18 protein-coding genes, 1 pseudogene and 1 riboswitch are annotated in these 21,770 nt (G+C 56.0%); of the genes and pseudogenes, 13 read left to right on the top strand and 6 right to left on the bottom strand.

The features are described 5' to 3' along the window. Positions 1-140: 140 nt before the first annotated feature. Entirely contained in the window at positions 141-758 is a 618-nt protein-coding gene (locus tag KQX66_RS28850; protein WP_216796339.1) for an NUDIX hydrolase, read from the bottom strand. 235 nt (positions 759-993) lie between these two features. Here KQX66_RS28850 and KQX66_RS28855 point away from each other — a divergent pair, with 235 nt between their 5' ends. The 3 genes from KQX66_RS28855 (at position 994) to KQX66_RS28865 (ending at position 5,989) form a co-directional block, all read left to right on the top strand. Further along, on the top strand, positions 994-1,662 hold the full coding sequence (locus tag KQX66_RS28855; RefSeq protein ID WP_216796341.1) for a helix-turn-helix transcriptional regulator: 669 nt from the start codon (positions 994-996) through the stop codon (positions 1,660-1,662). A 267-nt stretch (positions 1,663-1,929) separates the two neighbouring features. Then, positions 1,930-2,023, top strand: a riboswitch (cyclic di-GMP riboswitch). A 111-nt stretch (positions 2,024-2,134) separates the two neighbouring features. Then, a complete protein-coding gene (ggt, locus tag KQX66_RS28860; protein ID WP_216796342.1) occupies positions 2,135-3,850 on the top strand; it encodes a gamma-glutamyltransferase in 1,716 nt (571 codons plus the stop codon). A 93-nt stretch (positions 3,851-3,943) separates the two neighbouring features. Beyond that, entirely contained in the window at positions 3,944-5,989 is a 2,046-nt protein-coding gene (locus KQX66_RS28865) for a methyl-accepting chemotaxis protein (protein ID WP_216796344.1), read from the top strand. A gap of 60 nt (positions 5,990-6,049) precedes the next feature. Here KQX66_RS28865 and KQX66_RS28870 read toward each other — a convergent pair whose 3' ends face one another. From KQX66_RS28870 to KQX66_RS28880, 4 genes are read right to left on the bottom strand one after another with little or no spacing between them, the layout of a single operon-like run. Further along, positions 6,050-7,015 (bottom strand): DMT family transporter, encoded by a 966-nt coding sequence (locus KQX66_RS28870; RefSeq protein WP_216796346.1) that lies wholly within the window; start codon positions 7,013-7,015, stop codon positions 6,050-6,052. Between the two features lie 21 nt (positions 7,016-7,036). Then, a complete protein-coding gene (locus tag KQX66_RS38035) occupies positions 7,037-8,155 on the bottom strand; it encodes a sensor histidine kinase (protein WP_306665898.1) in 1,119 nt (372 codons plus the stop codon). Positions 8,156-8,165: 10 nt separating this feature from the next. Continuing rightward, positions 8,166-8,789 carry a hypothetical protein gene (locus KQX66_RS37570; RefSeq protein WP_253957505.1) on the bottom strand — a complete coding sequence of 208 codons (624 nt, stop codon included), beginning with the start codon at positions 8,787-8,789 and terminating at the stop codon, positions 8,166-8,168. Beyond that, positions 8,786-9,502 (bottom strand): response regulator transcription factor, encoded by a 717-nt coding sequence (locus KQX66_RS28880; RefSeq protein WP_216796348.1) that lies wholly within the window; start codon positions 9,500-9,502, stop codon positions 8,786-8,788. Before KQX66_RS28880 ends, KQX66_RS37570 begins: the two co-directional genes overlap by 4 nt. A 135-nt stretch (positions 9,503-9,637) precedes the next feature. On the opposite strand from KQX66_RS28880, the gene KQX66_RS28885 reads away from it, so the two are divergent. From KQX66_RS28885 to rpoN, 3 genes are all read left to right on the top strand, one after another. After that, the gene (locus KQX66_RS28885; protein ID WP_216796350.1) at positions 9,638-10,843 is read left to right on the top strand and encodes a DUF418 domain-containing protein; all 1,206 of its coding nucleotides are present in this window, start codon (positions 9,638-9,640) and stop codon (positions 10,841-10,843) included. Positions 10,844-11,084: 241 nt separating this feature from the next. Further along, positions 11,085-11,588 carry a DUF2179 domain-containing protein gene (locus KQX66_RS28890; protein ID WP_084159616.1) on the top strand — a complete coding sequence of 168 codons (504 nt, stop codon included), beginning with the start codon at positions 11,085-11,087 and terminating at the stop codon, positions 11,586-11,588. A gap of 93 nt (positions 11,589-11,681) precedes the next feature. Further along, positions 11,682-12,983, top strand: coding sequence for an RNA polymerase factor sigma-54 (rpoN, locus tag KQX66_RS28895; protein WP_216796357.1), 1,302 nt, complete (start codon positions 11,682-11,684; stop codon positions 12,981-12,983). Positions 12,984-12,994: 11 nt separating this feature from the next. On the opposite strand, the gene KQX66_RS28900 is transcribed toward rpoN, so the two are convergent. Then, positions 12,995-14,377: a sigma-54 interaction domain-containing protein gene (locus tag KQX66_RS28900; RefSeq protein WP_127463015.1), complete on the bottom strand. Its 1,383-nt coding sequence runs from the start codon at positions 14,375-14,377 to the stop codon at positions 12,995-12,997. Positions 14,378-14,705: 328 nt separating this feature from the next. On the opposite strand from KQX66_RS28900, the gene KQX66_RS28905 reads away from it, so the two are divergent. The 7 genes and pseudogenes from KQX66_RS28905 (at position 14,706) to KQX66_RS28935 (ending at position 21,523) form a co-directional block, all read left to right on the top strand. After that, positions 14,706-15,773, top strand: a complete 1,068-nt coding sequence (locus KQX66_RS28905) for an aromatic ring-hydroxylating oxygenase subunit alpha (RefSeq protein ID WP_216796359.1) — start codon at positions 14,706-14,708, stop codon at positions 15,771-15,773. 126 nt (positions 15,774-15,899) lie between these two features. Further along, positions 15,900-16,676, top strand: a pseudogene (locus KQX66_RS28910) (ABC transporter ATP-binding protein); the annotation flags it as partial. Between the two features lie 46 nt (positions 16,677-16,722). After that, on the top strand, positions 16,723-17,364 hold the full coding sequence (locus tag KQX66_RS28915) for an ABC transporter permease (RefSeq protein WP_216796364.1): 642 nt from the start codon (positions 16,723-16,725) through the stop codon (positions 17,362-17,364). Between the two features lie 22 nt (positions 17,365-17,386). Then, a complete protein-coding gene (locus KQX66_RS28920; protein WP_216796366.1) occupies positions 17,387-18,280 on the top strand; it encodes an osmoprotectant ABC transporter substrate-binding protein in 894 nt (297 codons plus the stop codon). A 15-nt stretch (positions 18,281-18,295) separates the two neighbouring features. Next, positions 18,296-18,952 (top strand): ABC transporter permease, encoded by a 657-nt coding sequence (locus tag KQX66_RS28925; protein ID WP_216796369.1) that lies wholly within the window; start codon positions 18,296-18,298, stop codon positions 18,950-18,952. Positions 18,953-18,969: 17 nt separating this feature from the next. Next, positions 18,970-20,406 carry an aldehyde dehydrogenase family protein gene (locus tag KQX66_RS28930; protein WP_216796370.1) on the top strand — a complete coding sequence of 479 codons (1,437 nt, stop codon included), beginning with the start codon at positions 18,970-18,972 and terminating at the stop codon, positions 20,404-20,406. A gap of 34 nt (positions 20,407-20,440) precedes the next feature. Beyond that, positions 20,441-21,523, top strand: a complete 1,083-nt coding sequence (locus tag KQX66_RS28935; RefSeq protein WP_216796372.1) for a tartrate dehydrogenase — start codon at positions 20,441-20,443, stop codon at positions 21,521-21,523. Positions 21,524-21,770 lie beyond the last annotated feature (247 nt).

Here is a 21,770-nt window from a genome sequence, read left to right on the forward strand (position 1 = left end):
TTGAAACCCGTGAAAATACCGCTAATTCTAATCAAGTTCACGGGTTTCAAGAGCGGCTGGAGGGATATACCCCACCGACGTATGCAGAGAATTTCTACGCGAAGCGGGTTTCTCGACAAACTCAGGGCTCCCGCCCCTCTTCAATCCAAAATGACCGGTTTGTCCGGATCCCGCAGAAACTCGAACATCGTCCGCAGCTGCGCCTCGGTGTTGCGCTCTACCGATAAGACGGGCAGCTCGTCTTCGCCGAAAAAACCGACGGCCGACGTTTCCACCCCGGTCGTGGCGCTCCCTCCGGTAATGTCGCATCGGATAAACAGCTTATAAATATGATACGGCTCCGGCGGATGCCCGTGAAATTTCTTGTCCAGCACGGCAAGCAGCCGCACAGGCTTTGCGTCGAAGCCCGATTCCTCCTTGATTTCCTTGACCGCAACCTCCGACGGCGACAAGCCGATATCCGCCCATCCCCCCGGGAGCGCCCAGACGCCGTCGTGCTTTTCGCGAACCAGCAGAAGCTTCCCGTCCCGGAACACGACGCCGCGAATGTCCACCTTCGGCGTGGCATAGCCGGTATCGCTGGCGAACGTCAGCTTGATTTTTCCGGGGTCCGTCTCCGTATAATGAGCCAGAATGTCGACGCTCATTTGCCGTAAGTCCTCGAACCGCTCCCGATCGTAGACATCCTTCGTGTACGCCAATCCGGTCTGCGCGATTGCTTGAATCTGCTTGGCCCATTCCAACCATCGGTGATTCATAGGACAGCCTCCTTCGTAGCTGTGAAAGGATCGTTCCCTCTCATTATACCTTCCCGACGCCACTGCCTACAATTATTTCCAGACATTCGCCGACCGCCCGTTTGTCCGCTATCGAATTCGGTTGACAAGATTTCCGATTGCGAAGATACTAAAGATACAGAAAACTTTTTTGGTGCTCAAACTATTTTTTTGAAACTCACCGGGTTTGCACACTGAAGGAAAGAAGTGAGACGGATTGGAATCGGTTAAAGAGGAGATCAGCTTCCTCCTTCCCCTGCTTCGCTGCATTGCTGCGCAGTTCGGGGATAAATGCGAGGTCGTGCTGCACGATTTGACACAGGGGTATGAAAGCACGATCGTCGCCATCGAAAACGGCCACATTACCGGAAGGAAGGTCGGCGACTGCGGCAGCAACCTCGGACTCGAAGTGCTGCGCGGCACGGTTACCGACGGAGACCGGTACAACTATATCACGCAGACGAAGGACGGCAAAATTTTGCGCTCGTCGACTACGTATATCAAGAGCGGCAAGGGCGAGACGATCGGAGCTTTGTGCATCAACTTCGATATTTCGGATTTGCTCGTGGCGGAAAATACGATCCGGTCGCTCACCATGCACAGCCTCGATCAGGAGGTCAAGGAAGTGTTCGTGAACGACGTGAACGATCTTGTCGATTATTTGCTGCAGGAATGCCAGAAGTCGATCGGCAAGCCCGTGTCCCATATGGCCAAAGAGGATAAGATCAAGGCGGTGCAGTTTTTGGACGCCCGGGGCGCGTTTCTCGTGAAAAAAGCCGGCGACAAGGTATGTCAATTCCTAGACATTTCCAAGTTTACGCTCTACAACTACCTCGATGAAATCCGGGTAAATCAGGAGCGCAGCGCGGCCCAAAAGTTTTTGTAAGTCCGTAGTCATGGAAACGTACTGCGCCTGCGGGTGCAGCCCTTAGCGATCGAGCGAAGCTCTTGCGGATGATTGGATCACCGCGGGCTTCGCTTGTTGCCGTTTTCTGAAATGGTTTTCATACGACGAATTTCGACAATTTTGTCGATTTTTCAAACTATATGTCTGATTGTGAGGAATTTTACAAAAAAAACAATTGCCGGACTAGGAAAAATGGTGTATATTTCCTACAAGGCCATAGGCTGAATTTTCCATACGATCCTTTTAACATGAAAAAGGCAAACTATTCGAAAGAATAGGACGCAAAACTAGAGGGGCTAAGGTTGCTATCCTATAGCGGCTATGCCAGCCAGCTACCTGTCATCAAGGATAAGAACAAAGGTGACGACATAGCTCTGTCTCCTTTTTTGCTTTTCCGCTCTCTTTTGACAGGCGAACAAAATCTGCTAGACAACGAAGAGGAGGAAAACGAATGCGAGCAAGCAAGAAGAAAATGGCTATTTTGGGAACCGTCGCGGCATTATGCCTCTCTACGGTTTCGAGCGCCGGAGCTGCAAACCGTCCGACGACCATGGCGCCTAGCGGAATGGTCACGACTCAACATTATCTGGCCTCGGCAGCGGCCTTGAAGGTGCTGGAGGACGGCGGCAACGCCGTAGATGCAGCCATCACCGCAGCGGCTACGCTGGCCGTTATTTATCCGCATTACACGAGCATCGGCGGAGACAGCTTCTGGCTGATCTACAACGCCAAAAAGAAAGAGTTAAAAGCGTTGAATGCCAGCGGTCCTTCGAGCGAGAAAGCGACCATCGATTACTATAAAAGCCAGGGCTACAGCAAAATCCCTTCCAGAGGCTACTTGTCGGCTAACACGGTACCGGGCACGGTTTCCGGCTGGTGGGAAGCGTACAATTACGCCGACGAAGAGATCGGCAACAGCAAGCCTTGGCGTTCTTTGCTCAAACCGGCGATCAAATATGCGGAAGACGGGTTCCCCGTTACGCCGAATCAGGTATATTGGACCAACGTCAATCTGGATACGAAGGATGACGAACTGAAGCATTTGCAGCGTTTCGAAGGCTGGGCCAAAACCTACTTGAAGCCTGACGGACAGGCGTACAAAGCAGGCGAGCTGATGAAGCAGCCGGATTTGGCCAAAACGTTAAAGGTCATTGCCAAAAAAGGCGCGGACGGCTTCTATAAAGGCGATGTCGCCGAGAAAATCGTCAAGGACGTGCAAGCGAACGGCGGGCTGCTGACCTTGAACGACTTTGCGAACTACAAAGCCGAGTGGCAAAAGCCGATTTCGACGGACTACCGCGGGTATAAGGCATACAACGTTCCGCCGAACTCGCAAGGCATTGCTTCCCTTTCGATCCTGAATATTTTGAACAACTTCGATGTGAAAAGCTTGGGCGAAGGGACGCCGGAGTACTACCACCTGATCGTAGAAGCGACGAAGCAAGCGTTCGCGGACCGCAACAAGTGGCTGACCGATCCGAAATTTGCCGACATTCCGGTGGATTACCTGCTCTCCTCTGAGCACGGCAAAGAAATGGCGAAACGTATCGATATGAACAAGGCCGCAGCCGACGTCGTGCCGATGGATCCGAAGGGCGATACGACCTGGATGGGCTTCATCGACAAAGAAGGCAATGCCGTATCGTTGATTCAAAGCCATTACTTCGATTACGGTTCGGGGATCGTGGCGAAGGACACCGGCGTTCTGCTTCAGAACCGGGGCAGCTACTTCTCCTTGGATCCTAAGGAAGTCAACCACCTGGAGCCGAAAAAACGCTCGTTCCATACGATCAACCCGGCGATGCTGTTCAAAAACGACAAGCCGTACATGATTTACGGTACCCAAGGCGGCGAAGGACAGCCGCAGACGCAAGCTGCACTTGTTACCCGCATCGTCGATTTCGGCATGCCCGTTCAAGATGCGATCGAAGCGCCTCGTTGGCTGCACGGACGCAACTGGGGATCTTCTTCCAACGATTTGAAGCTGGAAGGGCGCATTTCGAAAAGCGTTCAGGATGAGCTGATCCGTCGCGGTCATCCTGTCAAAATGATAGACGATTATACTGATGCGGTCGGGCAATCGGGAGTCATTCTGATTGATCCGGAAACGAACGTGAAATTTGGCGGAGCCGACCCGCGCGGTGAAGGGGCGGCACTCGGATACTAACCGTCTTACGGACTGCCGACTCTATGCTCAGCAGTCCGTTTTTTCTTTGCAGCAAGCCTGCGCAAAATTACCGAAGTAAGCGAGGATGAGATGATGGAGGAACATGGTAAGCCGCAGACGCAAGCCGGACAATTCGGCAAGCTGACCGGGTGGTTCAGCAAAAAGCTGAAAAATAAAATGATCGCCTGGTTTTTGATCGTATCGCTTGTGCCGGTCCTGTCGATTTCCTATTATATTTCCAAGACGAGCTCGGCGGAATTGATCAAGAAGCAGTCCGAATCGTACGAAAAGCTGGTGGTCAGCACCGCGACGCTGATCGATCAATACATATCCGAACGTATGTCCGAAGTGAAAATATTGGCTTCCACGACCGATATCCGGTCGAACGATGCGGCGGCGAAGACCAAGTTTATCAAAAACTTTACGGAAAGCACCAAAGTGTTCGACGGCAACACCTTTATTTCTCCTAACGGCATCGTAACGGCCGACACCATCGAAGCCAGCATCGGGGTTAATTTGGGGGAAAGACCGTTTTTCAAAAACGGTTTGCAAGGAAAATCGACGTACACCGAGGTATTGCTGGCCAAAACGACCGGCAAACGCTCCATTATTGTAGCCACACCCGTTAAAGACGCTAACGACGCGGTGATTGGCGTGCTTACCGGACTTGTCAATTTCGAGGGCTTTATGGATAAATACGTGAAGCCGCTAATGATCAATGACGGAGAAGGTTATCCGATTGTCGTGGATTCCAACGGAATTATTCAGCTGCATCCCGTGAAGGAGCTCGTCGGCAAAAGCGTGGCCGATTCCGGCGTCTCGCCGCTGCTGGCGGATATTCTGAAAGTCGGAAACAAGCAAGCGGGCTCGACCACCTACACCGACGGCGGCAAAACCTACATGGTCGCCTATTCCCCAATTGCGCAGACGGGGTACGGCCTGTATCTTCATTTGCCGGTAAAAACGATCACGGCGGAAGCCTCGAAGATCGAGCAGAACGTCCTGATCATCCTGCTGATCGTGGTTGCTCTGGTTGTTGTGGTGGCTTATTTGCTGGGCAGACAAATTTCGAGACCGATTGCGGAGATGGCCGCCGTTACCAAGCGGGTTGCCGACGGGAACTTAAAGGTCGAGCCTTTGCCAATCCGCACGCAGGATGAAGTGGGACAATTGGCCCAGTCGGTCAATACCATGGTGGAGAGTCTGCACACCTTCGTTTCCCAGGTTACGCTGACCGCAGAGGAGGTTGCCGCTTCGGCGGAGCAATTGTCGGTGAATGCCGGGGAAACAAGCAAGGCGACGCAGCTTATTGCTCTGACCATCGAGCAGATGGCCGACGGAACGGACCGGCAGATGCAAGGCGTCGAGGCCAGCGTCAATGCCATCACGGAAGTGGCGAACGGCGTTCAGCAGGTGGCGGCCAATGCCCAGCAGGTGACGGATTCTTCCCAGCACACGCTGCAGGCAGCCACGGAAGGAAATCAGGCCATTCAAACCGTCACCAGGCAGATGCAATCGATCAATACGACGGTCAACGCAATTGCCGCCAATATTTCAAGCTTGGGCGCGAGATCGACCGAAATCGAAAATATCGCCAAGGTCATCTCCGGCATCGCTACGCAGACCAATCTGCTGTCGTTGAACGCCGCTATTGAGGCGGCGCGCGCCGGAGAGCATGGACGAGGCTTCGCCGTAGTGGCGAATGAAATCCGGCAGCTGGCCGAGCAGTCGTCCCAATCCGCAGCACAGATCGGGGAGCTTATCTCTACGATCCAGAACGAGACGCAGAACGCCGTCGCTTCCATGGAGCAGGGAACCAAGGAAGTGAGCCTCGGCATCGAAGTCGTCAACGAAGCCGGGAAATCGTTCGATCTGATCCGGGAGTCCATCAACCAAGTGACCATCCAGATTCAAAACGTTACGGAATATGCACGGCAAATGCAGTCCAGCACCGGAGAAGCTGTTGAATTGGTTAGCGAAATTTCGGAGGTGGCTCGACAGTCTGCGGACGGAACCCAGAATATTTCGGCTTCCACGCAGGAGCAATTGGCTTCCATTGAAGAAGTAACTTCCTCTTCGGAATCCCTGGCCAAAATGGCCGAGGATCTGCAAAGTATTGTGAAAGAATTTAAGCTGTAGAACAAAGGCGGCCCTCGTTTCTCTTATAGAGACGAGGGCCGTCCTATGTTCATTCGTCCGTCATGCGCGGTACGGGTCCTCCTCTCCCTTGCCGGAAGCCGCAGGCTGGCCCGGAGCTTGTCGCTTCGTGCCGAAACGGTTCGCCCCGATCACCCCAGCAATGATCATCACCGAGCCGACGAGATGATAGACCGTTACGGTTTCGCCGAGCACCAGCGCTCCCGCCGCAATCGAGACGACCGTCCCGAGATTGGAGAAAACGCTCATTTTGGACGCTTCCATCTTGGACAACACGTAATTGGACAAGAGCGAGGTCACCAGCGAGGACAGCACGCCCAAATATACAATTGCGACGAGAAAACGGCCGCTGCCGAGCGGCTCGAACAGCTTGCCGAGCGTTCCGTCCATCCCGTGCTTGCCGAGCGAAATCAGCAAGAACGCGCCGAAGCCGAGCCATGTCGTAACGAAGCTCAGCTCCCAGGGGCTGAACCGCTTCGAGAGCGAACGGGCCATAACGCTGTATCCGGCGAAGGCGACGCAGGACAGGAACAGCAGAAGCAAGCCGTTCATGTTGCTCACATCGATCGCTCTGCCGTTCATGACGAAGACGAAGACTACCCCGAATACGGACAGAAAAATCGACAGCTTCTGCTTCGCATTGGTCCGCTCCTTCAAAAAACAAGAGGCCAGCAGCATCGTGATGACCGGCGTGAAGGCGTATAGAATACCGCCTTCGGCGGAACCGGCGTGCACCAGCCCGAACGCTTGAAAGGCGAAGAACGCGACAGGGTAAAATACCGCCAGCAGCAAAACGTCCTTGATCCGTTTGTTGCTGTAGTCGAGCTTGATCCAACCGATGGCCGCCGGAACGGACATGACGACCGCCGACAGCAGAAAGCGGAACATGAGCGTATCCAGCGGATCGGCCGATTCCAGCGCCTGCTTCGTGAACAGAAACGAAAATCCGATAATCACGGCATTCAGCACGGCGCACATGTAAGCAAGCCGCAAGCCTGTGGTTTTCATGGCTTTCTCCTCCTCTTCGTATCAAGCCTTCGGGTGTTCCGCAAGCGGAAGCCGTACCTGGACGACCGTCCCCTCGCCCACCCGGGATGTTACTTCAATCCGGCCTTGATGGGCCGTCGCAATCGCCTTGGCGATGCTCATCCCGAGCCCTGCGCCGTCCGTCTTCTCCTCCGTATTCGTCCCGCGGTAGTATCTGTCGAACAGATTGCGCATCGTCTCTTCGTCCATGCCTGCGCCGTTATCTTCCACTTCGATCCAAGCGTCGGCTCCTTCGCTTCCGGTACGAACGGTAATGAGCGTCCCGGGCGGGTTATGCTTCACCGCGTTGGAGATCAGGTTATCCAGCATACGCTGAAACCACTTCGGGTTCGCACGCACCGTGAATGCCTGTTCCTCCTCGCATTCGAAGGAGAAGGATACGTCCCCGATCGTCACGTCGTTCACATACCGGAGAACGATGCGGCGCACGAACTCGTTCAGCTCGACATCCTCAAGCAGAAAAGGGACCGCTTTGTTTTTCAACTGAAAGGTCAGGGAAAAATCCTGGAGCAGGCCGACCATGTAATCGCCCTTTTCCCGAATCGTCTTGCCCATCTCGCGAAGCTCCGGCTCGCTCCACTCAAACGTCCCGCTTTCCAGCAGATGTCCGTACCCTTGAATCGTAGAGAGCGGCGTCCGCAGATCGTGAGAAATGCCGGTCATCCATTCTTCCCGCGTCTTCTCCAGGCGGCTGCGTTCCCGCTCCGAAGCTTCCAGTCGCGACGCCATCTCGTAGAAGCCTGCAATCACTTCTTTGTACAGCCGGTAGCGCAGACGGATACGGCCGTTCTTGCGGAACACCTTCTTCCGGTCTTTCTCCGTAAGCGCTTCCTGATAGCGCCCCTGTCCCATCCGCTCGAACCAATCGACGAACAGCAGCAGCGGCTGGCCGTACCGGTAGCCGTGCCACACCGAGAAAACGAAGGTCAGCAGCAGCACTACGCCTCCCGTGATGACGAGCGTCAGAATGACTTCATGCAGAATCGGCTGACTGGCAAAAGGCGGCCCTGCCTTGGCCTTATGCAAAATCCACGTATACCCGGAGGAAGAGTCATAATAAAACGACATCTCGGACGGGTAAAGGCCCGGTTCCGCCCGCATCGCGATCAGTTCAAGCGGCCGGTAAGGCTCCTTGCGCGCTGAATCGCCGACCGATTGCACGATGGCGCCGGAAGCGTCGATAATCTGCACATAAGCGTTTTCGGACGCCAGCTGCCGCGTCAGCTCCTGGAGCGCATCCTGCCGGACCCGTCCCGCTTCTCCATAGGCGCGAATCCACGCTTCCAGCTTCGCGGGCCCTAGGTCCTCCGTCCCGAGCATATAGAAGCGGCTTGCTTCCCGCGCCGCTAAACTTCGTTCCGACACGGAACGAATCGAAGCGCCCGTTCTCTTCGATTTGCAGCAGCTCGGCGGTCTCGTACAACGCCGGGAGCCGATTCGGGGCATTGATGGAGCCGATGACCTTTCCTTCCGCGTCTACGACCTGCAGCCAGTAGCCCCGCTCCGTAAGCTGATCGGTCCAGTGTGAAGGAATCGTCACGCTTTCCTCGTTCTCGACCGTTTCCGTAATGATGGTGTCCAGAGCCCCGACGGGAAACGTCTTTTTCAAATCCTGGTTGGTTAAGAATCGGATGACCAGCAGCAGAACGACAATCAGGGTGACCAGCACGAACATCCACAGGAAAAAAAACTGCACGGTAAAGTGCGCGGCGAGCCTTCCCCTCACCTTGCTCATCGGTCCTGCTCCTTGAGCAGCTTGTAGCCGAGCCCGCGAACGGTAACCAGATGCTTGGGGTCGCCCGGGTCGGACTCGATGCGCTCGCGGATTTTACGAATGTGGACTATCACCGTATTGTCGTCGCCCATGCCGTCGATGCCCCACACCGCTTCGTACAGCTGCGCTTTGGAGAACACGATATTCGGATGCTTGCACAGATACAGTAGCAGCTGATAGGCCTGCGCAGGACAGGAAACCGTCTCTCCGTTCACCGTCAGCTCCCCTGCCTGCTCGTCAAGCACGAACCGCCCGAAGTCGTAGCGGCTCCGGGAGTCTTCCGTCCCCCGCAGCGAAGACGCAGCGTTGTTCCGGCGCAGCCTGGCTTTTATCCGGGCCGCAATTTCGAGCGGATTAAACGGCTTGGTCACATAATCGTCTCCGCCGGTCGCGAAGCCGGTCAATACGTCCAGATCCGACGTCCGGGCGGTCAAAAAAATAATATGCGCATCGGACATCTGCCGGATTTTCGGACATAACTCGAACCCGGTCTGATCGGGCAACATGACGTCCAGCACAATAATGTCCGCTCCGTGCCGCTCCAGCAGCCGCAGCCCTTCCTGCGCCGTTCCCGCCGTGTAAATATGGCGGAAGCCTTCTTTTTGCAACACCATCCGGATCAAATGAATGATGGATGTTTCGTCGTCTATAATTAAAATCTTTGGATTCAGCATCGTATCCCTCCATCCTTATTGTACCAGAGGCACCTTAATTCCGGCTAAACTTCCGCGCAGGCGTTAAGCAAACGTTAAGGATAGCTTTCGCCGGACTTTAACCGGCGGTGCTATACTCGATTCGAGGTGATATCGTTGCTAGAAGGGAATAACAGACTGCACGTCATTGACGGGCTGCGGGGGTTCAGCTTGCTTGGTATTTTACTGGCCAATATGCTTATCTTCCAATACGGCATCTGGGGGAAGGACGAACTGCAGTTTTTCGCGTTGTCCCCGGCGGATACCGTCGTGCATAAGCTCGTCAAAATTTTCGTCGAGGGCAGCTTCATGCCGATCTTTACGTTTCTGTTCGGGTTCGGCATGATCAAGATGAAGGAGAGCATGGAAGCGAAGGAACTGAAAGCCGGAAGGCATCTGGTCCGCCGGTTTCTGATGCTGCTCGGCTTCGGCATCCTGCATTCCACCTTTTTGTGGGAAGGCGACATTTTGGCTTTTTATGGAATGATGGGCTTTTTTCTGCTGATCTTTATGAACCGGAAAGCGAAGACGCTGCTGATCTGGGGAACGATTCTGCTGTCCCTGTTCGGTCTTCTTGGGCTTGCGCCCGAGGCTCCCGACGACCCGGCCGCGAAGCAGGACAAGGCGCGCATGGAGCAGTACGTGAAGGACACGAACCATATCTACGGAACCGGCACGTATGAGCAAATCAAGCATCACCGGCAGACGTCGGACCCGTTCGGGATGAACGGCTTCATGATCTTTTTCATGCTGTTGCTCGCCCCGTTGTTGACCGGGCCGATGTTTCTGTTCGGGATGTACGCCGCGAAGAAGCGGTGGTTCGCAGACCCGGCCGGCGAGCGGAGCGCTTATTTGAGGGGGATGCTGATCTTCCTGCCGGCGGGACTGCTGCTGAAATCGCTGAAGCCCCTGTTTCCTCAGTTCGGCTGGGCGGGAATTGGCGAGATGCTTGGCGGCAGCATCTTGGCGCTTGGCTACATTTTCGGCTTTGCCCTGCTCTGCTCGGCTGCGAAGAAGTCGCCTTGGCTGCGGCGGTTCGAAGCGGTCGGCAAGCTCTCGATGACGAACTATTTGATGCAGTCGGCGATCTGCACGTCGATTTTTTACGGATACGGTCTCGGCCTGTTCGGCAAGCTCGGCGTCGCAGTCGGCTGCGGACTGGCGGTCGCCATTTATTTGATGCAGCTCTTCGCCAGCGCCTGGTACGTGAAACGGTTTTCCTTCGGACCGATGGAGCGGCTGCTGCGCATGTGGACGTATTTCTCCTTCGCCGGGAAGCCGAAGCCGCGCATACAGCAGCCGACCGTATCTTCCCAGATCTGAACATGAGAAAAGATGGGTTCCCCCTCCGCATTGGGGCAAGCCCATCTTTTTACTTTCTGGCCACACCGCAGGCGTCTCTTCCACGTTAACCCATGTTACAAGCATCCTCTGGACAAACTAAAAAAAAGGCTTGCTCCGTCCGCCCTCCATCTTCCAGCTCGGCCTGACATCCCGCTCCGGGTTCATTGGCACCGTTCTTGCTTGAATCCGGTTGAACAACTATGCGAAAGAAGGGATTCTCATGATTTATGTGCTGATGGCCGTCGTTCAGATTGCTTATGTCGCACTCAACTCTTTCCGCGTCGTCCTGATGATTAAAGGAAAAAAATATCTGGCTTCCGCCATCAGCACGCTCGAAATTTTCATCTATATTTCCGGGTTGTCGCTGGTGCTGAATTACACGGAGTCTTCGCTCGGGCTGATCGTGTACAGCGTCAGCTTCGGCGCGGGCATTCTGCTCGGGATGTATATCGAGCAAAAAATCGCGCTCGGCTACATCGCGCTGCAGGTCGTGTCGGAATATGGCCGCGATTTGGCGCCGCCGCTGCGGGCCAAGGGCTACGGCGTCACCGTCTGGGCGGGCGAAGGCGCGCAGGGCATGCGCAGCCTGTATCTGATCGTCGCCAAGCGTAAAGAATACGGCGCGCTGCGGCGGACGATCCTTGAGCTTGATCCGAAGGCGTTCCTGTTTTCCTATGAGCCGATGCAATTTTCAGGCGGGTATTGGGCCAAAAAACTCGAATAAAGCGGATAGGGAAAAAATTACGCTAAAACTTTCACCCGCAGGTGCTGTATAATAGATCACACATACGAATTATTTACGAAGCGGGTGATCCGAATGTCATTGCGTCCCTCTCTAACCCAAGTGCAGACGTTGAAGGTTCATTTGACACCGCAGCTTAGACAATCCATTCAACTGTTGCAGCTGTCTGCCACGGAATTATCGGAATATTTGCAGGAGCAAGCGGTGGAAAATCCGGTCCTCGACATCGAGTGGCTCCCCCCGTCGCGAAACCGGTCCTCCGGGTCCGATGCGGCGCGGCAGGACCATGCGCTGAACAACATCGGCGGGCAGGCTCCGACACTGGAGCAAATGCTGCTCGGCGAGCTTCGCCTGATCGGGCTGCCCGAGCCGACACACCGGATCGCATGTTATTTGGCAGGCAATTTGAACGAAAACGGTTATGTCACGATCTCGCCGGAAGAAGCGGGCGAAGTATTCGGCGTCTCCGCCGACGAGGTTTTGGAAGCGCTTTACAGGCTGCAAGAGGCCGCCCCGGCAGGCATCGGCGCGCGAAATTTGCAGGAGTGTCTGCTGCTGCAAATTCGCAGAGACCCCGGCGCGCATCCTTGGGCGGAGCCGCTCGTCAGCCGTCATCTGGCCGATCTCGGCGCCGGACGGCACAAGACCATTGCGGATAAGCTCGGCATTCCGCTGGACGACGTCATGCAAGCGCTCGCTTATATCCGCAGCCTGCATCCCCGTCCGGGCCTGCTGTACGGCAGCACGCACGCCGCCTATGTCGAACCGGACGCTTACATCGAATGCGTGCGGGGGCAGCTTGTGATCCGGATGAGCGAGGCCCATTTGCCGCGTCTCTCGCTGAACATGTCCTATCGGCAGATGCTTGCCGACAGCATATGTAAAGATACAAAAAGCTACTTGCGCCAGCACGAACAGGCCGCGCAGTGGCTGATCCGCAGCGTGGAGCAGCGGAAACGGACGCTCTGCCGCGTCATTGAGTGCATCGTCTCGGAGCAGGCGGCGTTCTTCACGGAAGGTATCGATCGGCTGAAGCCGATGAATCTGAAGGCGGTAGCGGAAAAGCTGGAGCTTCACGAATCAACGGTGAGCCGCGCCGTGCAGCACAAGGTCGTGCAGACGCCTCAGGGATTTTTCGAGCTGAGCTATTTTTTCTCAGCGGGGCTGCAGACGGAGGAAGGCGACGCGGCATCGGCCGCAAGCGTTAAGGCGAAGATCAAGCTGCTGATCGAGCAGGAGGATAAACGGAGCCCCTTGTCCGACCAGAAGATTACTGATCTGCTCGTGCAGGAAGGGATTCGGATTTCGCGGCGGACGGTGATGAAATACCGGGAGGAGATGCACCTCTTGTCCTCCCGGCTGCGGACGCAGGCGTGACCGGATCGCAATTAGTACGGCGGCTCGCCTGAGGAGCCGCCGTACTTGCGGATCAGGCGGGCAGCCTTCGTTTGGCTGATCTGCAAATGCTCGGCCACTCTGCGCGTGCTGCCCAGCTTCTGGTACGCGGCCGTGACGAGCTGCTTTTCGACCTCCGCCAGCGCATCGTCCAGCGCCGCTGGCAGCGAAGCGGACGGCGTTCTGGCCTTCGTATGCTGGAGCATGTGCTCCGGCAGGTCCGACGCTTCAATGACGGAATCGGTCGTGACGACCAGCTTCTCGATCAAATTTTCCAGCTGCCTTAGGTTGCCCGGCCAGGAGTATGCGGAGAAAATGTCCAGCGTCGCTTGCGAAATCAGTTGGTTGACGCCGTACTGCTTGTTGAATTTATGCAGAAAATAATACGTCAGCGGAATAATGTCCTTCGTGCGTTCGCGCAGCGGCGGAATTTTGATATCGATCACGTTGAGCCGATAGTACAGATCTTCCCGGAACTGCCGGTTTTGCACCATATCGTACAGGTTGCGGTTGGTGGCCGCAATGATGCGGATGTCCACCTTTTTCGTCTCACGGCCGCCGACCGGAATGAACTCATGGTCCTGGATCACCTGCAGCAGCTTCGCTTGGATTTTCGGCGAGATTTCCCCGACCTCGTCAAGAAACAGCGTGCCGTTGTCCGCTGATTCGATCAGGCCGACCTTGCCTGTTTTACTCGCGCCGGTGAACGCGCCCTGCGCATAGCCGAACAGCTCCGATTCGAGCAGCTCCTCCGGAATCGCCGCGCAGTTGATCGTGAGCAGCGGACCTTTTTTGCGGCGGCTCATTTTATGAATATATTTTGCAAGGACGCTCTTGCCCGTACCGGATTCACCTTGAATCAGCACGGTCGAATCGACGCTTGCGATCTTTTTGCAAAATTTGATGACGCTCTCCATCTTCTCGCTGTTCGTTATTAAGTTCGCTTCGGGCGCGTCCGGATCGGCGGGCTGTCCCGTCTGAGCGTCCTTGATCTCCAGGCTCTTGTAATTTTGCAGCTCCTTGGAATTGATGACGACCAGCTCGATGTCGCCCGCCTGGTTCAGAATCGGCACTGCCGTCGTGATCAGTTCGCCGCCGAGGTACGTCGTTTGCTTCATCGTGACCGTCTTCTTCCGCTCGAATACGGGAGGAATAATGGAAGGCGTCCAATACCCTTCCTCGAACAGCTCCATCGTATTGCGGCCGATCACCTCGGCCGGCTTGAGTCCGTAATGCCGCTCGCAGGCATGATTGACATAGACGATGCGCTGACTGCCGTCGACGACGAAGATTTCATCCGAAGAGTTGTCCAATATTTTTTGCAGCGTGTCATGGCTGATCTGAATCGGTTCGATGGGCTGCGTCGGGTTTGACATTCGGCGTTCTCCTCCATTCGATAGTATTGAGTCAGAAACAACTCAGTTGAGTCAAAAACGACTCAATATTGCAGCAGCTTAACACATGGGACAGCATGAATCCCTCTGTTTCCCGGGCTTTTTGCGGTTGGCACGGAACTTGCTATAACTATAAACGAAAGCGAAACGCCGGCAGAGGCTTGGACGGAAGCCCGGCGATCGCTGGAGGCGGGTACGGGTATATTATATCACCGCCGTTTTGAAAGCGCTATCTTGTAAGCGTATGCAAGTTCCGCCAAGGCCGGATGCCATGGCACAAAATCACGGACATTCGAAAGGGGTATCTGACATGACACTGCAGAAATCGACGGTTTCCCACACAGGCGCTTTGCCTACGCTGCCTTACTACTTATATACGGACCCTCGCATTTTGGAGTTGGAGAAAGAAAAAATATTTTCGAAGGCATGGAATTACGTCGGACATACGAGTCAGGTGGCAAAGCCCGGAGATTACTTCACCTGTGAGGCCGCGGGCGAGCCGATTATCGTCGTCCGCGACCAGGACGGCACGCTGCGCGCCTTCTATAACGTCTGTCCGCACCGGGCCACGAAGCTGGAGAAGGAAGCGGCCGGTCATAAAAAGATTTTGCAGTGCTCGTACCACGGCTGGACGTTCCAATTGAACGGTCAGCTTCATAAGGCCCCGAATTTCAAAGAGTCGGACAATTTCTGCAGCGGGGCCCACTGCTTGAAGTCCGTGCGGGTGGAGACGCATGCTTCGCTCATCTTCGTCAATCTGGACGAGAACGCAGCGCCGCTGGCCGAAACCTACGCCGACTTTTTCGAAGACATCGGGCAGTTCGGATTTCTCGGCAAGCTGAAGAAGCACGAGGTAAAGCAGCGGATCATCAAATGCAACTGGAAGGCGTTCATCGATAATTTTCTGGAGTGCGACCACTGTCCGATTGCCCATCCCGGCTTCGTGGCGACGCTGGACATGAGCAAATACAACATCATCAACGGTCCGTACTGCAACATTCAAGGCTCGTCTGTCAAGCAAAGCCGCAGCGATTACGACGACGCCGAAGTGAAGGAAGGCCGCTTCTACTGGATATGGCCGAACGTGATGTATACGGTCTATCCGGGGCCGGGCAACCTGTCTGCGATCCAGATGTTCCCGGTCGACCACGAGACGACGCTCGGCGTCTACACCGTATTTCTTGAAGGCGACGAGCCGACGGAGAAGCAAAAGGAGCTGCTCGCCTTCACCGATCAAGTGCGCAAGGAAGACGTGGAGATTGTCGAGCTGGAGCAGATCGGCTTCAAGTCCCGCGCGTTCAGTCAAGGCATCTGCTCCCCGACGGAGCATGGCGTGCATCATTTTGCGCAGCTGGTGCGGGAAGCCTTGGACCTGTAAGAGGAGCGTTCGCCAAAAGAAGCCTATGCTTACGAAGTAGTTTTGCTTCGCAAAACGAAGCTTATGCTTACGACGCAGTTTTGCGAATCTTCGATCCGCAAAACTTTGAGGAGGGAGAGACATCGAATGATTGCTTTCAAAAACGTGTCCAAAACGTACAACGGCCACCAGATCATCAAGCAGCTGGACCTTAAAATACACGGCGGCGAATTGTTCGTCATGATCGGTCCAAGCGGCTGCGGCAAGACGACGACCATGAAGATGATTAACCGGCTCATCGAGCCGTCCTCCGGTACGATCGAAATTAACGGCCAGGACATCTCCAAGCAGGACCCGGTCGAGCTCCGGCGCGGCATCGGCTACGTCATCCAGCAGATCGGCCTGTTCCCGCACATGACGATCGGACAAAACGTGGCGCTCGTCCCGAAGCTGAAAAAGATGGACCCCGCCGCCTACGAGAAGAAGGTCGACGAGCTGCTCGACATGGTCGGGCTCGACCCGAAGGTGTACAAGAACCGCTACCCCGCTCAGCTCAGCGGCGGGCAGCAGCAGCGGGTCGGCGTCATCCGGGCCTTGGCGGCCGATCCGCCGATCATCCTGATGGACGAGCCATTCAGCGCGCTCGATCCGATCAGCCGCGAGCAGCTGCAGGACGAATTCGTCCGGCTGCAGAAAGCGATCCACAAGACGATCGTCTTCGTCACTCACGATATGGACGAGGCGCTGAAGATCGCGGACCGCATCTGTCTGATGCAGGGCGGCGTCGTCGTGCAGCTCGGGGAGCCTGCGGACATTTTGCACCGTCCTGCCAGCGATTTTGTAACCGATTTCATCGGTCCGAAGCGGTTAAAAACGCCGATTCAAAGCACCAGTCTTCCACCGCATACAAGCCACGACGTCATCCAGTTTCAGCCGGGCATTTCCTGACAAAAAAAGGGGGACGGCAAGCATGAACGAGTTTCTCGCCTTTGTCGCCGAGCGATACGCCGATATTTTGGCGGTCATCTGGCAGCACCTGTATATCTCCGCAATAGCGGTAGGCGCCGGCTTTCTCGTGGCCGTACCGCTCGGTATCCTGCTAACCCGCAAGGAGAAAGCAAGCCATTACGTCATCGGCGTCGTGAACGTCATTCAGACCATTCCGAGCCTTGCGCTGCTCGGCTTCATGATTCCGCTCATCGGCATCGGCACGTTTCCCGCCATTATGGCGCTGTTCCTGTATTCGATCCTGCCGATGCTCCAGAACACGTATACGGGTATCCGGGAAGTCAATCCGGCTACCAAAGAAGCCGCAAGAGGCATGGGCATGACCGACCTGCAAATTTTGTTCCAAGTCGAGCTTCCGCTCGCCATCTCCGTCATTATGGGAGGATTTCGGACAGCTGCGATTTACACGATCAGCTGGGCGACGCTTGCTTCACTGATCGGCGGAGGCGGGATCGGGTATCTGGTGTTCACCGGGCTTACGAACTCCAATCAGGACATGCTCGTTGCCGGCGCTGTGTCGGCCGCCATTCTCGCCGTGCTTGCGGATTTTATCACCAAGCGTTTCCAACACCTGTGTACGCCCAAAGGGTTGCGCAAGCCTTAAAACTCATATGGGGGGATTCATCATGAAAAAGACGATGGGGCTTTTGTTGGCGCTGACGTTAACGGCCGGGCTGTTTGCAGGCTGTTCTTCCAAAGAAACGATCAAAATCGGCTCGCAATCGACCTCCGAGCAGATGATCATTGCGAATATGATCAAGCTGATGATGGAGGACCGGAAGCTGCAGGCGGAAATCGTGACGGGGCTCGGCTCCACGCCGGTGATCGTCAATGCGATGAAAAGCAACGAAATCCAGATTTCGGCCGTCCGCTACGTCGGCACGGACCTGACGGGCACGCTCGGCGTGAAGGAAATGCCTGCGGATAGCGCCGCAGCCCTCGCTATGGTGCAGAAAGGCATTCAGGAGAAATTCGATCAAACGTGGTTCCCCTCCTACGGTTTTGAGAACACGTACGTACTTACCGTGAGGCAGGATTTGGCCGATCAATGGAAGCTGAATAAAGTATCCGATGTCGCTTCCCATGCCAAAGAAATGCGTTTGGGCACCGACAACGCCTGGCTGGAGCGGACGCTTGACGGTTACCCGGCCTTCAAGAAGGCGTACGGCCTCGAATTCGGCAAAACGTCCCCGATGGAGATCGGACTCGTCTACAAAGCCGTCAGCAACAAAGACGTGGACATCGTGCTCGCGTACTCGACCGATGCGCGGCTTAAGGAATACAATCTGAAAACGCTGGAGGACGACAAAAAGTTTTTCCCGCCGTACCAGGCATCCCCCGTCGTCCGCAACGATACGTTGAAGAAGCATCCTGAAATCAAGGAAATCATGGACAAGCTCGCGGGACAGATCGATACGAAAACGATGACCGAGCTCAACTATCAGGCCGATGTAAAAAAGGTGGAGCCGGAGCAAGTCGCCAAGGATTTCCTGAAGCAAAAAGGATTACTGAAATCGTAAGGAGCGTGAAGCCTCATGCAAACGTTCACCGGCGTGTTCGAGATGATGGCAAGAGACTGGGATAAGCTCCTGAAGCTGACACTGGAGCATCTGTATATGAGCCTGAGCGGCGTGCTGCTGGCTGCCGCCATCGGCGTCCCGCTTGCCGTCTTCATGACGCGCAACCGCACAATCGCCCAAACGATTCAAGTATTCGTCAACATGGTGCAAACCATACCGTCGATCGCGCTGCTGCTTATCGTCATGATCTTTTTCGGTCTGGGCTATACGACCGCCATCATCGCGCTGATCTGCTATTCGTTTCTGCCGATTATTCAGAATACGTACGAAGGACTGCGCAACGTGGACCCGCACCTGATCGAGGCCGGCAAAGGAATGGGCATGACCGACCTGCAGCTGCTCGTCAAAGTGAAGTTCCCGCTGGCGATGCCGGTCATGATGGCCGGATTCCGGGTCGCCACCGTGATCTCTATCGGGGTGGCAACGATCGCCACCTTCGTCGGCGCGGGCGGTCTCGGCGAGATGATCTACCGCGGCATCGCGACGACCGACGACGTCAAAGTACTGGCCGGTTCCATCCCCGCGGCGCTGCTGGCTGTCAGCATCGATTTCCTGCTGCGGTGGATTGAGAAAAAAACGGGCTGCAACCTGCACAAAGCCAAATCACACTAACGAACGGGGGTTTCGCTATGCAAACGGCAACCGCAAAACAAAAGCTGTACATCGGAGGACAATGGGTGGAAACGGAAAACGTTCATCCCATCTACAATAAATATACGGGCGAGCTGTTCTTGCAGGTCTGCAAAGCCGGTGAGCGCGAGGTATCCTTGGCCGTCGAGTCGGCGGAGCGCGCCTTTCGCAAGGTGCCGTTTACGCCGGAATACCGCTATACCGTGCTCTCCAAAGTATCCGCTCTGCTGCGGGAGCAAGCGGACGAGATTGCCCGGATCATCGCGCAGGAAGGCGGCAAGCCAATTACCGACGCCAAGGTGGAGGTCATCCGCTCGGCCAACACGTTCCTGCTCGCCGCAGAGGAAGCGAAGCATCTGAAGGGCGACATTGTCCCGACGCAGGCGACGCCCGGTGTCGGCAACCGCTTCATCTATACGATCAAGAAGCCGGTCGGCGTCGTCTGCGCGATTACGCCGTTCAACTTCCCGCTCAATCTGGTGTCGCACAAGGTCGCCCCGGCGCTGGCCGCGGGTAATCCGATCGTGATCAAGCCCGCTTCCGATACCGCAGCGGTTGCGCTCAAGTTATGTGAGCTGCTGGAGCAGGCGGGCATACCTGCCGGGTACGTCCAGTGCGTCGTCGGCGACGGCTCAACGGTCGGCGAGCAGCTGCTGCACGATCAGCGGATTACGTACTACACGTTCACCGGCTCCCCCGGCGTCGGCAAACATATCAAGCAGACGATCGGCCTGCGAAAAGCGACGCTGGAGCTTGGCTCCAACTCGGCAACCATCGTCCACGAGGACGGCAATGTAGCGAAGGCCGCCGAGCGGCTGGCCAAGATGGCGTTCGCCCATGCCGGGCAAATCTGCATCTCCGTGCAGCGCATTTTTGTCCATAAGGACGTGGCCCAGCCGTTCATGAAGGCGTTTCTCGGCCATGTGGAGAAGCTCAAGGTCGGCGACCCGCTTGATCCCGCTACGGACGTCGGGCCGATGATCAGCGAGAAGGAAGCGCAGCGCATCGAGGCGTGGGTCAACGAAGCGGTACGGGAAGGCGCCAACGTCTTAACCGGGGGAACGCGCCAAGGCAGTTTGTTCCAGCCGACGGTCATCACGAACGCCTCCAAGGGCATGAAGGTCGTCGACGAAGAAGTGTTCGCTCCCGTCGTCACGGTGACGACATTCGATACGATCGAGGAAGCGATCCGTCTGGTCAACGATTCCAAGTACGGGCTGCAAGCAGGCATTTACACAAGCAACCTCTCCTTGTCTTATCAAATTCCGCATCTGCTCGAAGTGGGCGGCGTCATTATCAACGATACCTGCTGCTTCCGCGCGGACCAAATGCCGTACGGCGGCGTCAAGGAAAGCGGCATCGGACGGGAAGGTCCTGCCTACGCTATCGAGGAAATGCTCGAAACCGTAACCGTCGTCGTTAATCTGGACGAATAGCCGCGTGCGGACAAGGAAGGGATGGGATAACCACATGAAAACATATCGCATTGCGGTCATACCCGGCGACGGGATCGGTCCCGAAGTGATCGCCGAAGGCGTCAAGGTGCTGAACCGGGCGGCGGAGCTCGACGCCTCCTTTCGCTTCGAGTTCGTCACCTTTCCTTGGGGCTGCGAATATTACGCGAAGCACGGCAAAATGATGGACGACGACGGCATGGAGAAGCTTCGTTCGTTCGACGCCATTTATTTGGGTGCGGTCGGCTATCCCGGCGTTCCGGATCATATCTCGCTGTGGGGCCTGCTGCTGCGCATCCGCAAGGAATTCGATCAATATGTCAACATCCGTCCGATTCAGCTGCTGGACGGAGCCCCCTGTCCGCTCAAAGACGCCTCCAAAGCGGACATCGATATGCTCGTCATCCGCGAAAACAGCGAGGGCGAATATGCGGGCGCCGGAGACTGGCTGTTCAAAGGCAAGCCGGAGGAAGTCGTGCTGCAAACCGGTGTGTTCTCGCGCAAAGGGACGGAGCGCATTATCCGGTACGCCTACGAAACCGCCCGCCGGTTGAACAAATCGCTGACCAGCATCAGCAAAGGCAACGCCTTGAACTATTCGATGGTGTTCTGGGACCAGGTATTCGAAGAGGTCGGCCGGGACTACCCCGATGTCCAAACGTACTCGTATCTGGTCGACGCCGCGGCGATGTTCATGATCAAGCAGCCGCAGCGGTTCGAGGTCGTCGTCACGTCGAACCTGTTCGGCGATATTCTGACCGACCTCGGCGCGGCCATCGCCGGCGGGCTCGGTCTCGCCGCAGGCGCGAATGTGAACCCCGAGCGCACGTATCCGTCGATGTTCGAGCCGATCCACGGGTCGGCGCCCGACATCGCCGGACGCGGGATCGCGAATCCGCTTGCGGCCGTCTGGTCGGCCAGCCAGCTGCTCGATTTTCTCGGCCAGGAACGCTGGGGCAAAGCCGTGCTGCAAGCCGTGGAGCAGGTGATGGTCGAGCGTGTGGCGCTGACGCCGGATATGGGAGGCACCGCCTCCACCTCGGAGGTTGGCGACCGGGTCGTTACCGCGCTGGCTGCATCGTCGGTAGCCGCGAAATAATCCGAAGATGGGCAGTCCGACCGGACCGAGGCCCGACAAAATCGGCTTCAGCTTGCCGGTCACTGCATTAGAGAACCGCAGGTGCGCTATTGGATGCGGATTTGCCCATCTGCCCGAAATAGATAACCTGTGGTGCGCTAACGCCCTCATTTTGGGGAATATGAACATTTTTCGACACGGTTAAGTGATTGCAGTTCCGCTATACCCCGCAGCCGCTTCGAATGTTCCACTTAACGCATCGTGCTTC

Origin of the sequence: Paenibacillus oleatilyticus, assembly GCF_018998565.1 — a bacterium.
Classification (GTDB): Bacteria; Bacillota; Bacilli; order Paenibacillales; family NBRC-103111; genus Paenibacillus_G; species Paenibacillus_G oleatilyticus.

Bases quoted from the DNA above. Each gene is read 5' to 3' on its own strand.
- KQX66_RS28850 (WP_216796339.1), bottom strand. From the start codon at position 758: ATGAATCACCGATGGTTGGAATGGGCCAAGCAGATTCAAGCAATCGCG.
- ggt (WP_216796342.1), top strand. From the start codon at position 2,135: ATGCGAGCAAGCAAGAAGAAAATGGCTATTTTGGGAACCGTCGCGGCA.
- KQX66_RS28865 (WP_216796344.1), top strand. From the start codon at position 3,944: ATGGAGGAACATGGTAAGCCGCAGACGCAAGCCGGACAATTCGGCAAG.
- KQX66_RS28870 (WP_216796346.1), bottom strand. From the start codon at position 7,015: ATGAAAACCACAGGCTTGCGGCTTGCTTACATGTGCGCCGTGCTGAAT.
- KQX66_RS38035 (WP_306665898.1), bottom strand. From the start codon at position 8,155: ATGCGGGCGGAACCGGGCCTTTACCCGTCCGAGATGTCGTTTTATTAT.
- KQX66_RS37570 (WP_253957505.1), bottom strand. From the start codon at position 8,789: ATGAGCAAGGTGAGGGGAAGGCTCGCCGCGCACTTTACCGTGCAGTTT.
- KQX66_RS28880 (WP_216796348.1), bottom strand. From the start codon at position 9,502: ATGCTGAATCCAAAGATTTTAATTATAGACGACGAAACATCCATCATT.
- KQX66_RS28890 (WP_084159616.1), top strand. From the start codon at position 11,085: ATGATTTATGTGCTGATGGCCGTCGTTCAGATTGCTTATGTCGCACTC.
- rpoN (WP_216796357.1), top strand. From the start codon at position 11,682: ATGTCATTGCGTCCCTCTCTAACCCAAGTGCAGACGTTGAAGGTTCAT.
- KQX66_RS28900 (WP_127463015.1), bottom strand. From the start codon at position 14,377: ATGTCAAACCCGACGCAGCCCATCGAACCGATTCAGATCAGCCATGAC.
- KQX66_RS28905 (WP_216796359.1), top strand. From the start codon at position 14,706: ATGACACTGCAGAAATCGACGGTTTCCCACACAGGCGCTTTGCCTACG.
- KQX66_RS28915 (WP_216796364.1), top strand. From the start codon at position 16,723: ATGAACGAGTTTCTCGCCTTTGTCGCCGAGCGATACGCCGATATTTTG.
- KQX66_RS28920 (WP_216796366.1), top strand. From the start codon at position 17,387: ATGAAAAAGACGATGGGGCTTTTGTTGGCGCTGACGTTAACGGCCGGG.
- KQX66_RS28925 (WP_216796369.1), top strand. From the start codon at position 18,296: ATGCAAACGTTCACCGGCGTGTTCGAGATGATGGCAAGAGACTGGGAT.
- KQX66_RS28930 (WP_216796370.1), top strand. From the start codon at position 18,970: ATGCAAACGGCAACCGCAAAACAAAAGCTGTACATCGGAGGACAATGG.
- KQX66_RS28935 (WP_216796372.1), top strand. From the start codon at position 20,441: ATGAAAACATATCGCATTGCGGTCATACCCGGCGACGGGATCGGTCCC.